Source organism: Photorhabdus heterorhabditis (assembly GCF_001280945.1).
Classification (GTDB): Bacteria; Pseudomonadota; Gammaproteobacteria; order Enterobacterales; family Enterobacteriaceae; genus Photorhabdus; species Photorhabdus heterorhabditis.
Window position 1 is genome coordinate 1 of record NZ_LJCS01000036.1, and the last position, 15,482, is coordinate 15,482.

Annotated in this window: 17 protein-coding genes and 1 pseudogene; all 18 read left to right on the top strand. The window is 41.8% G+C overall.

Features of this window, described 5'->3' with window-relative positions; all coding sequences use genetic code 11:
• Window positions 1-138: 138 nt before the first annotated feature.
• Window positions 139-368, top strand: a pseudogene (locus tag AM629_RS22260) (helix-turn-helix domain-containing protein); the annotation flags it as partial.
• Window positions 369-987: 619 nt separating this feature from the next.
• Window positions 988-1,470 carry a transcription termination/antitermination NusG family protein gene (locus tag AM629_RS13035; protein ID WP_054479600.1) on the top strand — a complete coding sequence of 161 codons (483 nt, stop codon included), beginning with the start codon at window positions 988-990 and terminating at the stop codon, window positions 1,468-1,470.
• Between the two features lie 226 nt (window positions 1,471-1,696).
• Window positions 1,697-1,942, top strand: a complete 246-nt coding sequence (locus AM629_RS24640) for a hypothetical protein (RefSeq protein WP_054479602.1) — start codon at window positions 1,697-1,699, stop codon at window positions 1,940-1,942.
• Entirely contained in the window at window positions 1,939-2,907 is a 969-nt protein-coding gene (locus AM629_RS13045) for a TcpQ domain-containing protein (protein ID WP_054479604.1), read from the top strand. Before AM629_RS24640 ends, AM629_RS13045 begins: the two co-directional genes overlap by 4 nt.
• Window positions 2,907-3,332, top strand: a complete 426-nt coding sequence (gene pilM, locus AM629_RS13050) for a type IV pilus biogenesis protein PilM (RefSeq protein WP_054479606.1) — start codon at window positions 2,907-2,909, stop codon at window positions 3,330-3,332. The genes AM629_RS13045 and pilM overlap by 1 nt, the downstream gene beginning before the upstream one ends.
• Before the next feature lie 47 nt (window positions 3,333-3,379).
• On the top strand, window positions 3,380-5,014 hold the full coding sequence (pilN, locus tag AM629_RS13055) for a PilN family type IVB pilus formation outer membrane protein (protein WP_054479608.1): 1,635 nt from the start codon (window positions 3,380-3,382) through the stop codon (window positions 5,012-5,014).
• Between the two features lie 3 nt (window positions 5,015-5,017).
• Window positions 5,018-6,340, top strand: coding sequence for a type 4b pilus protein PilO2 (gene pilO2 / locus AM629_RS13060; RefSeq protein ID WP_054479610.1), 1,323 nt, complete (start codon window positions 5,018-5,020; stop codon window positions 6,338-6,340).
• Window positions 6,327-6,893 carry a type IV pilus biogenesis protein PilP gene (gene pilP, locus AM629_RS13065; protein ID WP_054479613.1) on the top strand — a complete coding sequence of 189 codons (567 nt, stop codon included), beginning with the start codon at window positions 6,327-6,329 and terminating at the stop codon, window positions 6,891-6,893. Before pilO2 ends, pilP begins: the two co-directional genes overlap by 14 nt.
• A gap of 5 nt (window positions 6,894-6,898) precedes the next feature.
• Window positions 6,899-8,377, top strand: a complete 1,479-nt coding sequence (locus AM629_RS13070; protein ID WP_054479615.1) for a GspE/PulE family protein — start codon at window positions 6,899-6,901, stop codon at window positions 8,375-8,377.
• A complete protein-coding gene (locus tag AM629_RS13075) occupies window positions 8,374-9,504 on the top strand; it encodes a type II secretion system F family protein (RefSeq protein ID WP_083451926.1) in 1,131 nt (376 codons plus the stop codon). The genes AM629_RS13070 and AM629_RS13075 overlap by 4 nt, the downstream gene beginning before the upstream one ends.
• 46 nt (window positions 9,505-9,550) lie before the next feature.
• Window positions 9,551-10,144: a type 4 pilus major pilin gene (locus AM629_RS13080; protein ID WP_054479617.1), complete on the top strand. Its 594-nt coding sequence runs from the start codon at window positions 9,551-9,553 to the stop codon at window positions 10,142-10,144.
• 56 nt (window positions 10,145-10,200) lie between these two features.
• Complete coding sequence (locus AM629_RS13085) at window positions 10,201-10,692, top strand: lytic transglycosylase domain-containing protein (RefSeq protein WP_054479619.1); 492 nt, start codon at window positions 10,201-10,203, stop codon at window positions 10,690-10,692.
• A 4-nt stretch (window positions 10,693-10,696) separates the two neighbouring features.
• Window positions 10,697-11,350: a prepilin peptidase gene (locus AM629_RS13090; RefSeq protein WP_054479620.1), complete on the top strand. Its 654-nt coding sequence runs from the start codon at window positions 10,697-10,699 to the stop codon at window positions 11,348-11,350.
• The gene (pilV, locus tag AM629_RS13095) at window positions 11,347-12,705 is read left to right on the top strand and encodes a shufflon system plasmid conjugative transfer pilus tip adhesin PilV (protein WP_054479622.1); all 1,359 of its coding nucleotides are present in this window, start codon (window positions 11,347-11,349) and stop codon (window positions 12,703-12,705) included. The genes AM629_RS13090 and pilV overlap by 4 nt, the downstream gene beginning before the upstream one ends.
• Before the next feature lie 87 nt (window positions 12,706-12,792).
• The gene (locus tag AM629_RS13100) at window positions 12,793-13,248 is read left to right on the top strand and encodes a DotD/TraH family lipoprotein (protein ID WP_083451927.1); all 456 of its coding nucleotides are present in this window, start codon (window positions 12,793-12,795) and stop codon (window positions 13,246-13,248) included.
• On the top strand, window positions 13,245-14,033 hold the full coding sequence (locus tag AM629_RS13105) for a type IV secretory system conjugative DNA transfer family protein (protein ID WP_054479623.1): 789 nt from the start codon (window positions 13,245-13,247) through the stop codon (window positions 14,031-14,033). Before AM629_RS13100 ends, AM629_RS13105 begins: the two co-directional genes overlap by 4 nt.
• A gap of 15 nt (window positions 14,034-14,048) precedes the next feature.
• Window positions 14,049-15,206 carry a plasmid transfer ATPase TraJ gene (traJ, locus tag AM629_RS13110; RefSeq protein WP_054479625.1) on the top strand — a complete coding sequence of 386 codons (1,158 nt, stop codon included), beginning with the start codon at window positions 14,049-14,051 and terminating at the stop codon, window positions 15,204-15,206.
• Window positions 15,206-15,475, top strand: a complete 270-nt coding sequence (gene icmT, locus AM629_RS24355; RefSeq protein ID WP_054479627.1) for an IcmT/TraK family protein — start codon at window positions 15,206-15,208, stop codon at window positions 15,473-15,475. Before traJ ends, icmT begins: the two co-directional genes overlap by 1 nt.
• Window positions 15,476-15,482: the final 7 nt, after the last annotated feature.

Genomic DNA, 15,482 nt, shown 5'->3' on the forward strand with positions numbered 1-15,482 from the left:
TAAGGTTCATCAGGCGCGGAACTCATCGAGGCGCAGGTTCCTTGCCTATAGTGACGCCGGATAGATTTAAGCAAGCCCAAAATTCATCAAAATGAGTGTTGCAAAAACGAGGGCGACCATAGATTTTTATGGTCTCCCAGCCTCGTAGAGATGGAGCGAGAGTTGATTATCGAACGTACCGAGTCGGACTTGATGCAGCAAAGCAACTCGGCCGTAAAGGTGGGCGAAAACCCAAAATGACCAGCAGTAAAATTGAATCGGCTAAAAAATTATTGGCCAGCGGTATCCCTCCCTGAGATGTAGCTAAAGATCTCGGTGTTTCTATACCAACATTGTACCGTTGGTTGCCGGCACCAAAGCATTCTTAGATTCCATGCAGGAAATTACGGTTTAAATGCTCCCGCTGGTCTTTCAGGCACTTTAGTTCCCTTCTTAAGCAAATCTCAGGTTAAAGTAGCATACAAAACAACCAAACAAACCAAAATTAACATAAGCTAATTATTCTGTATTTTTACTTTTAACGATCAATTGATCTGTAAAAGTGATTTTTTAAAGATCTTTCAATTTTAAAATTGCCTTAAACAGATTTTTATCACTAATTTACATAAAGTTTACAGAATATATGATCGAAATAAACTATTTTACAACACATTAAATTAAAAATACTATTATAGAATATATAAACACACGTTGACTCGGATAGTAAATACTTTAATTTCTACCCCTGAAAACAGTGTCTAATCTCTCTAGCCTGGACTGCACCTGATATTTTTCGCTAGGTGGACTATGTATTGGGGATTCTGTGTTCAATTGTCGGGTGCAATCCAGGCTAAAGCGCAGTCATCATTGAAGGAGAAACTTATATTTATCTCCTCTACATTAAGTATTTTCCAGTTGTATCCTTTGGGTACGATTTTGGCGGAGCTTACCCCCATACTGTGCTTTATTATTCTTCTGTAGTTCATCAATTCATCATCGGGGAACATCATGGAACGCTGGTATCTCGCTTGCCATAAAGCTGGTAAAGACAACATATTCAAGGCCCAGATAACTCTGGAAAGGATGAATATAATGGCGTTTAGCCCTATAATCCGCAGTTGTCGCCCACGACCGGATAGACCAGGCCAATTCCGACAAGTAATGGAACAACTTTTCCCAGGCTATCTCTTTATTTTCTTTGATCCTGAGGTACATCACACTTCAAAAATTGAACTCTGCCCAGGAATAAGCAATTTGGTTCGTTTCGCTGGTGAAATAACCCCTATCCGTGATTCCGTCGTGGATGAGATCATGCAGTTACCTGTTTGTGTTCAAACGTTTAGTGCTAAGCATCCAGGTAAACGTAGTTGGGGGAAAAATATAAGACCATTGAACAATCAACAGAGAATGCAAATCCAATCTCTAGTTGAAGAAAATAATGGAGTAACCCGCAGTGCGATGTTTTTCGCATTTGCAGAGGCGTTACGTTAACGGTCAAGAAAGATTACCTATTTACAAAATAAAAAATACAAAATTCAGTATTACTCTGTTTTCTAGCGAACAAGTTAAATCTAGTCAAAGTGGCAGTATGTCACTCACGCAAATATCCCACTTTCCAGTAACCCTATAAACTGTCAGCGAACACTGACTCCATAACCTCCCAATTCTCTGGGGAATATTTTAATACTTACGCAACTGCGTAACCGAGGTGATTTTAATGATTCAACGACAATCACAGTCAAAGAACTATTCCTTGAGTGCTAAACACGACCAACTTCTTAACGAACAAGCCGTTAATTTAACACTTATTCTGAACCGTCCTGTTTCTTGCCGTAATATACTTGAAGCTGTAATCGGATTATTACCAACTATAGACAGCACTGTACTGGCTCAAAAAGTACTTGATAGTGCCAATACATCCCGACGCGGGCGGCACCCTATAAGCAGAAAAAAAAACAAATGAAAAAATTCATCACCGTCTCCTTAGCGCCGGTGATGTTGAGTGGATGTGCTATAACAGTTCAAACTTCTTCCACTGTTCCTGCACACAAGTTTGTCACGACTCTAATTCAGGATCAGTTGCCAATAATAGAACAGGCACATGCCGAACTCGCTCAAGTCAGCCGCGTGAAACTTAACAAACCTTCATCAATTGTTTTACCAGTCAATCAAAAGACAAAAAACATTCCGTATATATTGAATTCTTCTTCATTGACACAACAACCAGCCTTTGAATTACAGGCTATTCGTTATATTGGTAAACACCCGAACCTACTGATGCCAGCTAGCGCTGGTAAATCTCAAACGCTTCGCCAAGCTGTTACACAGATACTTCCTGTACAATGGCAACAAACTTATAAGCAAAACCTCAAACCAGAAGTATTCAGGCTAATACCATTACAATGGAAAAGTAATGTCCAATGGCCTTATGTACTCAATCAACTAATGCTGAAAGAAGGATTGATTGCCACAATAGACTGGACAAATCAACGCGTGTCGATATCCAAACCATCTATATTGGCGGCAGCTACACCAAAGGTAAAAGCACTAGTAACAAACCGTGATTCATTTGATCAGAAGTCTACTCAGGCAGTTTCCGGCATAGAAAAGACGACAGCAACCGTCATCGTGCCTAAACCTATCATCCATAAAAAAATATGGCGTATCAAAGCAGGTAATACCTTAAAAGATACAATATTCAATTGGTCTGCCAGCGAAAAATGTGCCACACCAGGCATAAATAATTGGACGGTAGCGTGGATGACTCCAATCAACTACCGCATTGATGCTCCTCTCCAATTTGAAGGTAGCTACCATGACGCACTCAATAACCTGTTCACGTTATATGGTACGGCTAAAGTTCCGCTATATGCAGGTATTCGCAGTAAGCAGTGTGTGCTTAGCGTGGATGATAAGGAGATCCATTAATGTTCTATTGGTTGTTGTCATTCTTTATTGGTTTTCTCGTTATAGGGGACATCTCTAGCAACATTCCGATAGAGACCCAACGACAAGAGAGCAATCTTAACCAACGTGCAATCCAAACGGTACGTTACATTAATGAAATCAATGACTGGCGTTACAAAAATCCCGTGCAAACAGAGGGGGCTATTCCCGATAGTACTCTCGGTTGGGTAACCGTCCCAGGATTACACAATATTTTACAAGCCAACCGTGTATTTGTGTATCAAGACAATCAACCAGGTTTAATGTCGGCCTTACAGTCTCAAACACATAATTCAGCACTAGTTGGCAAGGTCATTGGTCGCCGTTTAATCGATAGCTCGGGTAATGATATGCAAATCACTGTCCCTGCTAGCATTACCGACGGTAGTTTAGTATACCTCAACTGACTTCGTGTCTTCCCCCTACTTCCTTCATTCTTATCCAAGAGACTCCTATGAAAAATCGAATTCCCTTGACAGGGATAGCGGCAGCTCTGTGTCTGCTGTTGTCCGGTTGTGCGCCATTAGAGCGTATAGACAAAATTGATGACAAAGTAATGTCAGACGAAAAACAAGCTGACAAAAATTTACAGACAATAAAAAACGGCTCAGTCGTTCGTAACCTGACCACACAGTGGATTAATCCTTATCCTATAAACACACAATCTGACAGCAATACACCGCTCCCGCCTTGTGCTGTGGCAATCAATCGTCCAGGCAACATTACCTTGGCTGAAGTCAGTGCCTTTATTAGCAAACAATGTCGTCTATCGGTGATAGTGACACCTGATGCAAAGGCCATGCTTGCACCGTCAAACGGTGGTAAAACTGAACGAATTAATGGTCCAATACCAGCCCCTGACCAAAATGGAATGTTGCCCCTCTCAATAATGGGCGGTGAAACTCCTCAACCTGTACAGGCTGCACCCCATTCCTCCTCTCTTCGTGGTTTATTCTGGCAAGGTGAATTGGGGGGAATGTTAGACAATGTAACAACTCGATTTGGTTTGTCTTGGCGTTATGAACAAGGCCGAATTGCTATTTTTTACCTAGATACACGCACATTCCCGGTAAATTTTATGGACAGTAAAGCAGCCTTTGGTTCTAAAACCGTCAGTGGCACAACATCATCGCTAGGAGCCACCGGTGATGGTAGCAGCAGTGGGCTAAGTGGTGATTCAAATACATCTCAATCTACAGAGATGGAAATTAAATCCAGTCTATATGAAGACGTCACCAACACGATCAAATCGATGTTAACACCACGTGTCGGCCGAATGAATATGTCTGCTGGAGTACTTGTAGTCACAGACACTCCTAGGGTACTTGAACAAATTGGCCATTATTTGGATGACCGCAATAAGCAATTAAACCGACAAGTTGTTTTAAACGTCCAAGTATATAGCGTGGAAAAACGCCAACAAGATCAGTTAGGCATAGATTGGAAAACTGTACTTAATACTAGCAGTGTCGGGATGTCCTTGAGCAATGCTTTTACTGGGGCCGCCTCTGATGCTTTAAATGGCGGCATCTCAATTCTGGACGGTAAGGGTGCAGGCTCAAAAGCATTTATTAAAGCACTTTCAGAACAAGCCAACGTCAGCGTAATGACCGAAGCCTCAAGCATGACAACAAACTTGTCAGCAGTACCTATTCAAGTTGCGTTACAACAAGACTATGCCTCAAATGTTACCACTGAGAATACCGCCAACGTTGGATCATCCAGTAGCATTACCAAATCAACTATTACCACTGGATTCAACATGACAGTATTGCCATTCTTGATGCCTGATTCATCAAAAATGCAGCTGCAATTTGCCATCAACATGTCTGATGATCCAACGATGCGAACGTTTACCAGTGAAAAAACTTCGGTAGAACTGATGAGAACTCGACTCAAAACCTTTACTCAACGCGTCATCATGCAATCAGGTCAGACATTAGTGTTAAGCGGTTATCAATCACTAAGCAACACAGCTAATCGCCAAGGGGTAGGAAGTTTCCGCTTCTTTGGACTTGGCGGTGGAGCCAAAGGTGAAAACAACAAAACAATGCTAGTCATCCTCATTACACCAGTTATTTTGGGATAAAACATGACTCAAAAAACCATGCCAAAATATCACCTGTTACAAACGGACAATGCTTGGTTGATTGCTGGTCTACAATGGCAGTATTTATCTATACGCGGACGGAGGAACATGCGCCTACGTGCTAAAGAGAAAAAAACTAATTATTGGACAGCACTAACCGCAGGAGATGGCCAAGCACAAGGAACACTATTGGGTACAGTGAATGTCACTGATACACAAACAATAAAACGAAGTAACCATATCCTTGCATCAATGGCTCTTGCAGTTCTCCCAGCTTTGCCACAAGATTGCTACGCTGTTTTTCAGCTTTCTGATGAACAATATTGGTTTATCGCAGTCATTGATAAAATACTCTCTCCATTTGGTGATGTAGTCGGTAACAAAAGCTCGATTCTGACAGCAGTAAAAACATTTCTACAAGTAACCCCAACACCTGATAATGGATGGGAAATATATGCGCCAGCTAACTTCTTCAACGATATTCCAACAGAAGGATTAGAACTGCTTCCACTGCTCACCAATAGGGTAAATCTTCGTCGGGCTCGTCTTTATAAAACACATAACCAGCAATCATTGTGGATTTTGGGAAGTGCAACCATCATTTTATGTGGGGGGTACTTAGCTAATAATGCTTGGCAAACTCATCAATCACAGATGCGCATTGAAGCAGCTCAAGCTGCTCTATTAGCACAGCAGGCCAGCAAAGAAAACCAACAGGAAATAGCCGACAATCTGAAACCATGGAGCTCGCTTCCTTCATTTCCTGACATGATGGAAGCCTGTAGCAAGGTTTGGAAAAAAGCCCCTATATCTATAGCAGGATGGATTTTCGACTCAAGCAGCTGTGACAATTCGGGAAACATCACACTGAATTATTCATTGCCAAATGGAGGTACAATAGGTGATCTTACTGCCCGTTTGCCGTTGTTCTATGGCGCAATAAAACCAACTTTCAACATACTTGGTGGAGCAAATTTAGCATCATTCGCCCTTCCATTTACTCTTGTTCCCCTGGTATACCCAGAACCTTTATTACCCGGAGATCAACAGATACAAAATCTAACCAGCTATGCACAACGTATTAACGCACAACTAAGACTAAGTGAAAATAACGTCACAACTCCACTAGCTCAAGATACGGCCAGTAATTTGCAGTTTCGGTTTCGCACCTACAATTTTGAATTTATCACTGATATCCCCCCTGATCGATTGTTTGCTCCTTCTCGTTTCAATAGCAATGGGATTCGAGCAATGAGCATAAGGACGTTGCTTAAAAACAACAGATTGGAATACAACATCGAAGGAGTTTTGTATGCAGAGCCTTAAAACCTGGCTTTTAAGTATGGTGCTGATAACGCCAACAGTGACTGCAACACCAGTCATTGATCTACCATCTTCATCAACAATTATCGATGCACCCACAGAATCTCCCGTAACTACATCAACCCAAACTTTAACAACATTCAACCGGGCAGAAGCGGGACGCGCCTTAAACTTGGGACAGCTTGAATCCATTCAAGCTGAGACAGTTCTTTATGAAGCCCAATTAGCTCGGGCCAAGGCTTTAAACGAGCTACAAAAAAATGGTTATGACCGTTCGTTTGATCTTCCCTTCAATCCTGTTCCGCCGATTCAAGATAGTAATCAAACTGATATTAAGGGTGCAGCTCAAGACACAGCATTACCACAAGTGATTGAAATTACTGGTAGAGGAAAAGATTTCACGGCACTACTTACTTTGAGTAACGGCAATCAAGTCACTATCCGAGCGGGAAGCCGAATACCGGGCACTGACTACGTTGTTCAGCGTATTAGCATCAACGAAGTCATAATAACAGCACCTAATAGGTCATTGACCTCTCTCTCTTTTGCGGGGTAACAATAATGTCCATTGGATATAGTGGGGAACACTTTTACCTAGATAAGTCTAATGTGGAGCAACCTATAATCTACGTATCAGAAAGTCATCGTGGTAACCCTCGACTACAATCAATACTCGCGGAACAATGTAATAGTTATCCAAATTTACAAATCGAGCTAATTCAACTTGATAAACTAAAAGAAATTCAACAAAACCAACCAGTAAAGCACGAAAAAGCCTCTAACCCGCAGACGAAAGTTATTGAATACTTTCGAAAGGCAAAGGAACTAAGGGCCAGTGATATCCATTTTCTAATTGGTGTAAATAATATCACCCTAGTGCAGTTCCGCATCCATGGTGACCTAGAAACAATCGATAAGTTGGATATAGAAGACGGTAGAACGTTAGCATCAACAATCGTGATGTCCATGTGTGATGTTGCAGAAAAAAGTTTCAATGCGAACCGACCACAAGATGCTCGTATACGTAAAGAATTTCTTCAAGCTGCAAAATTATTTGGTGCCCGCTATGCGCATACTCCTGCAGAATTCGGGCTTTATGTGGTCATGCGTTTACTACCTGATGAAGGGAAAGCACCTCCAACACTTGATGAACTCGGCTTTTTACCAGAACAACAACCCCTAATTCGCCGAATGCTTTCTACACCAGAAGGCGTGATCATTCTTTCTGGGCCTACAGGGTCGGGTAAAAGTACCTCTCTACGAACATTCAGTGAAATCTATCTTAGTTTCACTAATTATCGCAAACGTTTATTAACGTTAGAAGATCCCCCAGAAGGTCTTATTCGTGGTGCTGTCCAAACACCTATTATTGCCGATAAAAACAATCCTGAGACTGTCAGTCGAGCTTGGGTTAGATCTATATCAGCATCATTACGCCTAGACCCTGATGCAATGATTGTTGGTGAAATTCGGGATTCTCATTCGGTGCAATCAGGATTAGCCGCAGCTAAATCAGGCCATCTTGTACTGACGACTCTACATGCTAACGATTCTGTCGGTATTTTAGATAGATTGACAGATACATTGGATATTCCAATAGGACAAATTGCTGATCCGCAAGTGATGATTGGCCTAATCTCACAACGTTTAGTACAACTACTTTGTTCTAATTGCAAAAAATCCTGGCAAGACGTCAAAGAAGCTTTGGAACCTGAAAAAAAGGCTCTCTTAGAGAGATTTTGTCATACAGAAAAGCTGTTCTTTCACAATCCGTCAGGATGCGAACACTGCTACAAAGGCGTTACTGGACGTAAGGTTATAGCCGAAATCATTCGCCCTGATGCTAAGTTTATGAGCATTTACCGAACCAAAGGTAAACTCGCTGCACGCAGTTACTGGGTACATGAGCTTGGTGGTATCACTCGAGGTCAACATTTGCGGAAATATCTCCACGCAGGTTTAGTTGATCCTATCAACGCTGATTACATAAGCCCATTGGATGAAGACAGCCTGACTTTGCTACCAAAGGAAGAAGTATGAAATTTGATTTTTCAGCATTAAAGGATCTTCTGTCTGGTGTAAGGAAACAGTCTGATAAGTTCTCAATTAACAATATTAATGATCGATTAAGTCGATGGTTGGCTCAAAAAACATTCTCCACCTCTGACCGTTTAACTCTTTATGAAGACCTTGCATTTCTTCTAGAGAATAACTTGCCCGTTGAAAAAGCACTAAATGCAATGATCCTCAGTTATGGAGGAAAACACCCTCCCATTGTTTTTTGTTTAGAAGATGCTCTTTCTGCAATTAGCCGAGGCAAATCTGTTGACCAAGGACTATCCGAATGGATCCCCAGACAAGAGGCCGCTATTCTAAGTGCCGGCGCACAAGATGGTAACCTTGCGGCGGCCCTCTATCGAGCAATCACCGTCGTTCAAGGCATGGATGATATGAAATCTGCTCTTATATCCACACTTGCTTACCCAATGTTATTATTGGGAACAACATTCGCCATGATGAAAATGGTGACGGTCTATTTCTTACCACGCTTGGAGATGTTATCAAGTAAAGAGAATTGGGGGGGAGCATTATGGTGGTTAAACACAATCTCTGAATTTTTCGTTAACAATGCCCTCTTACTTGGTGTATTAATAATATTAATTGTCGGCTTTGTTGCTTGGTCAATGCCTAACTTAACAGGCAAAGTGCGTAAGCATATCCTTGATCGGGTTATGCCATGGAGTGTCTATCGGGATGTATTGGGTGTAGGATTTTTACTGAATTTTAGTGCTCTAATGCGGGCGCAAGTAACGACTCAAAACGCCATAGATATATTAAGCAATCATGCACCGCCGTGGTTATTTGAGCGTTTAGCTGCCACTCAAAATCAAGTTAGTCAGGGAGATCATCTCGGAATAGCATTACGAAATGCAGGTTTTGGATTTCCTTCACCACGCGCTATTGATAAATTAGCATTGCTTACCGACGGTGATAATGCCGAAAACATTATTGAGAATTTTGCACGAGTCTGGCTCAAACAGACTGTTTCCAAAATCAAAAAAACAGCCAAATTACTCTCTAATATCGCATTAGGTACTAATGCTGGCTACATGATTCTAATTCTTTTAGCAACTCAAGATCTCAATAACCTCATTGGAAATCACTAGCCCAACAATCTCATCTCTACATATAAAGTAAAGGAAATAAAATAATATGAAACTATCTATTAGTTCATCTCGTCGTGCCATAAATAAAGGTGCTATCACGCTTCTTGAAGCATCCATTTATATCGTTTTGGCTCTGGTTGTATTAGCTGTCGCTGTCACACAAGGAGGGGGATTATTTAATCGTAATGATGCCAGCACCGAGTACAACAATGCAGCTGAATTATTGAATAATACCCGCGCAATGACGAAAACATCAGGGATATACAATTTTAATTCTGCTGATGCAATGACGGGTGCCATCATCCAATTCGGCGGCGCTCCCGCTAATATGACGATCGTAGGAACCAAATCATCTGGCACTGCTAAATTACAAAATTTGTGGGGAGGGGCTGTCACTGTCCAACCTGTGACCTCAGCCGGTGGACAGAAATCCAGTTTTTCTTTGACCTACGCGTCTGTTCCTCAGGAAGCATGCATTACTCTTGCCACTAAATTAAGTGCTGCACCTTCCATTGTAACCACTCAAGTGAACGGAAAGACCACTAACGGCCCAGTTGCCGCAAATGCTGTTGGTGCTCAATGCACCCCAGATAATGGTTCTGTTGGTCAGAATACGCTGATATTCACCAGTAATACCTAAACCACATTGCCGATAGTATTTCTGCTATCGGCCTCATTTCGTCGGAGCGCGTTACCATGCTATGTATTTTACAACGGTTCCTGACACTCATTGTGCTCGTAGGAACGCTACTGTTATTTATGTCAACACATGCTCAAGCATTTTGTTTTAACGAAGCCGGAGCACGCTACAAAGTAGACCCTTTGTTACTACGTTCAATGGCCACCGTGGAAAGTAATCTTAACCCCCAAGCTATTGGAAAAAATCGTGACAAAACAGGTCGTATCACTAGTCGTGATTACGGACTGATGCAAATCAATGAATTACATATATCTGAGCTGCAAACACTTGGCATCATTCATGATGAACAGGATTTACTCAATAATACTTGCCTTAATGTCCAGATTGGGGCTTGGATATTAGCTAAACATCTTAAAAAATGCGGAGTTAATTGGGAATGCTTAGGTTCCTACAACGCGGGGTTTGCTGATAATAACGGTAGTAGGAGAATGATCTACGCACGCAAAGTGTATTCCATTTATCTAAAACTTTACGGAGGAGCCACTTAACTTGATGGTTTTGTCTTCTCTCTGGGTTACTGTACCGCTATTTATGGCGTTACTTGCACTAATACTGGTTGTCCCTGCCAAACAGTTTATACATACACATCACGGTTTACCTCTGACACGCCTACAAATCAATGGTGTTATAACTGCTTTCACTCTAGCCAGCACCTCACTATTCATGACAGAGGCATTTTTTGATGCGCATCCAATAGGGACTGTGAAATGTTTTGTATTATTAGCTTGGGGGGTTCCATTAGTCCTGCTTGATATACGTAACTTCTGGTTGCCTTTCCGTTTTACTACTGGGTTTTGGTTGACTGGGATATTATTTTCTCTACTACCAGATAACACTATTAAATTTACGGAATCCGTTATTAGCAGTTGCGCCATATTTGCACTCATGCGCTTGTTTCATTACTGCGTTAACCGGAAACATCCCGAAGAAAGATTTGGTTTAGGTGACGTACATTTGATTGCGGCGCTCTGTGCTTGGGTTCAATGGCAACTTGCCAGTCTGTTATGTGGTATTGGTTTTATCATGTTTATTGCTGGTGCCCTTATTACTCAAAAGCATACACAGGCTTATGCCCCTTGGTTGTTCGCACTTCTCGCTATCTTAGCTACGTTTTTTCCCCTGCAAACCATACAAGGTGTTTTATGACAGTTGATACAGTCAAACCGCCCATCAATCGGGGCTTATCATTAGTTTCTCTGGCTTTTGTTTTAGCCATAGTATTAATTGCAGCCCCGATAGGGATGCAAAAATATGCTGATTATACAGATCAACGAGCTTGGAATGTGACAGCAGAACATCTCAGTACAGTTAGTCAAGGTAGTCGCCGATATATAAAAGACAATTACACGACGCTGCTTAACCAAGTCAAAAACGGAAAATCCGTGTCAATATCAGGTCAAACTCTGCGTGACAAAGGATATCTGCCCCTTGGGTTTTCCTTAACAAATAATAACAATCAAACCTATACCCTATCGGTGGCCAGAAATCCGGCAAAAAAAGATAGTATGGTTGCTTTTGTTATCACCATCGATGGTCATGAAATTTCTTTTAAAGGATTACGTTTTATCTCACAAGGAATAACCGGACTCGGAGGTTATATTTATCCCACAAATATTGCTAATGGAGCAGGCGGAAGCTGGCAAGTAAATTTAGCCGATTTCGGTCTTAAAGGTCAGAGTGGCCATATTGTCTCTTACTTATCTTCCGAAGTGCTAGGTACGGATGCAGAGGAAAGTGATCGTCTCTATCGTTTCAAAGTTAATGGAAGACCTGATTTGAATCGTATGCATACGTCAATTGATTTAAATAATAATGACATTAACAACGGCAGAAACATTAATGCTCAAAATGGTAATTTCAATGATGCTCTAACTGTAAGTAACGATATTAGAAGTAATAATGGATGGATAATTACACAAAACAATAAGGGTTGGATGAACAGCACTTACGGTGGCGGTTTTTACATGTCCGACAACAACTGGATTCGGAGTCTGAACAACAAAGGTATTTATACTGGTGGTCAAGTTAAAGCTGATGGGCGAATTTCAACAGGTGAATTTTTACAGCTTGATAAAATTTCCGTTGCCAACACACCCTGTTCCCCCAATGGGTTAGTTGGCCGAGATGACAAGGGAGCTCTACTTTCCTGCCAATCTGGTGAATGGAAAAGCAATGGCGGCGGAAGTGATTACATCCCAGTAAGCATTGCTATTCCTGCGAGTGGCTATATTGACTTAAACAAATTCGTCCCCAACGCCAAAGCAGTGCAAATTCGAGGAACAGGGCAAGTTCATGCGAATGGAAATTGCTGCCCAAGAATGGGATTAAATGTAGATAGCGTCAATGTATTCGGACAAGGATTTGATACAAGCAGTAGCGGGGAAAATCAGTACAGTGCATTCACTTTCATCACATCGCCTGGTGCACATAATTTTACTTGGTACACATGGGGTTGGTGGCAAGAACAACCAACACTAACAATTATTGGCTACTGGAAATAATCTGCCAAAAGCTACTTCTTCCATCCTATCTCTATCTGAAACAGTCCCAACCTCTACTTACATATGCAGTAAAACAGGAATACATCAATGATGAAACGACTGATTATTTTTATTACTTTATCCGTAATATTAGCTGGATGTCAGCAAAAGCCAATGGTTTCTCAACATCAACCGCCCTCTTCCCTAACCTCAATCCAACAATTACAGGAACTGCGTCAGGAACTACACCAGAAGGGAGTATTAGAAAAGTCTATCACTCAATTTCCTAAAAAGATTATCTCTAATTCTCAACGCATTACCGTAAACTGGGATGGCGATGCTATTGAACTTCTCAGCCAACTGGCATATCAGCGCGGTTTAACATTCGCGTATACCGGCGTTCGATTGCCACTTCCCATTACTGTCCATGAAAAGGACATTTCTTTTGAAGATTTATTACGTGTCATTCGCACCCAAACCGATTGGAGAGCCAAACTTGAACAGCATTCCACCGAGTTGCGTCTTTACTTTATGTTACCGCTGAAAAAAGGAACATTAGCATGACACTAAAAACGCTCTCTCTGTGCTTGGCACTTGTCACCATGCCAACTATTGGGGCGACAATGAATACATCGCCCCCAGATATAAACGCATATCTATATCCTCAATCAATTGACAAACACGGGCTAAACGACACGTTATGGCAATTACTGAATGATGCCGGTCAAACAGTTGGTTTTAGAGGAGGAAAAGCTCAGCGAGCTTGGGAATTACAACAAGAGCTAAATAACCAAAGCGATACTCTCAATCATCTCTATGAATTTACACCATTAGTAAACCGACAGGGTTGGTTACCTCCAGTCATAGTGGTATCAGAATCTTTGGCGCACATTACTGATAAGCAAATTCGAACAGCTAATAAAGTCTACGATATTTTAGTACCAGAACATTTTGTCAGTAATCCCCCAACCTGGCGTCAATATTTGCTCTCTGGGTTAACTGTTAGTTCTGATATTTCCTCAGAAATCAAACCTCAAAACAGAGCTGAGGAAAAAGTATGGCGGGAAGCAATTCAAAAAGGTTGGCAAGCTGGCCGTGAAAGTGCAGATCGCATATTGGAAAGTAACTTCAACCGATTAACCAGGGATTATACCGGAATGTTACGTTATTCGACTCTGATTCAACAAGGTATGATCACCTCGCCTGTTATCAGTGAAGAATTGCAGTCTGTTACAGGTTCCCACAATAAATTGATGATCGGTGACAAAGTTCGGGATCTAAAACAACGTGCTGGTTTCGAACTAGATAAAAAACGCTGGAAACCTGTTATTACTACCTCTCAGAAGTAACTCATAGGACAAACCATGACACCTTTAATACACTACGATTTCAGCCGTGGGTTGAATGCTGACAACTTGCGCGGATTTTTTGTTCATTGTTACCGCCACGGTGTATCTGACATCCATATACAAAGCGGGAGTCCTCTGATTGTAGATCACTATGGCCGTAAAGTCATTGTGAGCCAGTTTAGATTAGAACATTCCAATCTTATACGACTCACTGATGAAATTTTTTCTACTGAAATTAAAGCTCAAGTACAAAGCGGAAATGGTGTAGATAGGTCTCTACAGTTAGAAGGGGATAGTAACGGCAGGTATCAATTAGCTCGGGGTGAGCGTGTCCGATTTCGTTGTAACTTCATACAGGGCACAATCGGCAACCTCAATACTGCAGTTGCCGTAACACTCCGGGTTATTCCCTCTTTAATTCCAACACTCGACAGTTTGGAACTAGAGGAAGATCTACGAAAAAGCCTGCTACCACTGAATGGCCTGGGATTAGTCTGCGGTGAAACGGGTTCTGGAAAATCCACACTTTTAGCATCTACCTATCAACATTATGGAGAAACTCATCCTGATGGAAAAGTCGTTACATATGAGGATCCCGTTGAATATTTACTTGGTGGACCCAAGTGGGTTCTACAACCTCAACAATGCCAAATTGGCCGGGATGTTAAAAGTTTTGCCGATGGATTGCGCCTATCATTACGCCAAGCACCTACAGTCATTGGTATTGGGGAAATTCGTGATTTAGAAACGTTACAAGCGGCAATAACATGCGCTCAGTTCGGTCAGCTAGCATTGAGCACCCTCCACGCATTTTCACCCGGACACGCATTTTCACGTTGTTGCATCATGGCCCCAGAAGAAACTCGTGAACAAATTGCATCCGATTTGCTGAACGCACTTCGTTATATCATCGTGCAACGTTTGATACCAACTACAGATGGAAAACGTACTGCAGTACGAGAGTATGTCATATTCAACGATGAATGGCGCAGGAAATTAGCTCAGCATCATTACACTCGCTGGCCTGAAATGATCAATGCCAGTTTACGCGACAGTAATAGCCGTATTGTTGACCGGACCTGGCAATTATTTATCAACAATCGTATAAATGCACAAATTGCTGAGAAAATCATGGGATGGCAGGAGTTCTCGGATAAACAAAGGGCGGCATAATGAATGATGATAACTATAGCCCTTGGTTAGATGCAGGAAAACCGGCCACCATTTATGGCATTCCCGTTCTGGCCTTCCTCGTTTTCCTACTGTTATTTATATGGCCGGCAAAAACCACCTTTTTTATCTGCTGCTCCCTGATCATTTTGTACAAAGTACTAGCCATATTCGGCTACACCCTAACAGTGTTACTCCAGAGGATTCACCACTGGCTACGTGGAAACAAAATCACGGGGCGCCCTTGGTGGTATCGAAAATTCTTTGAATAGGATATGT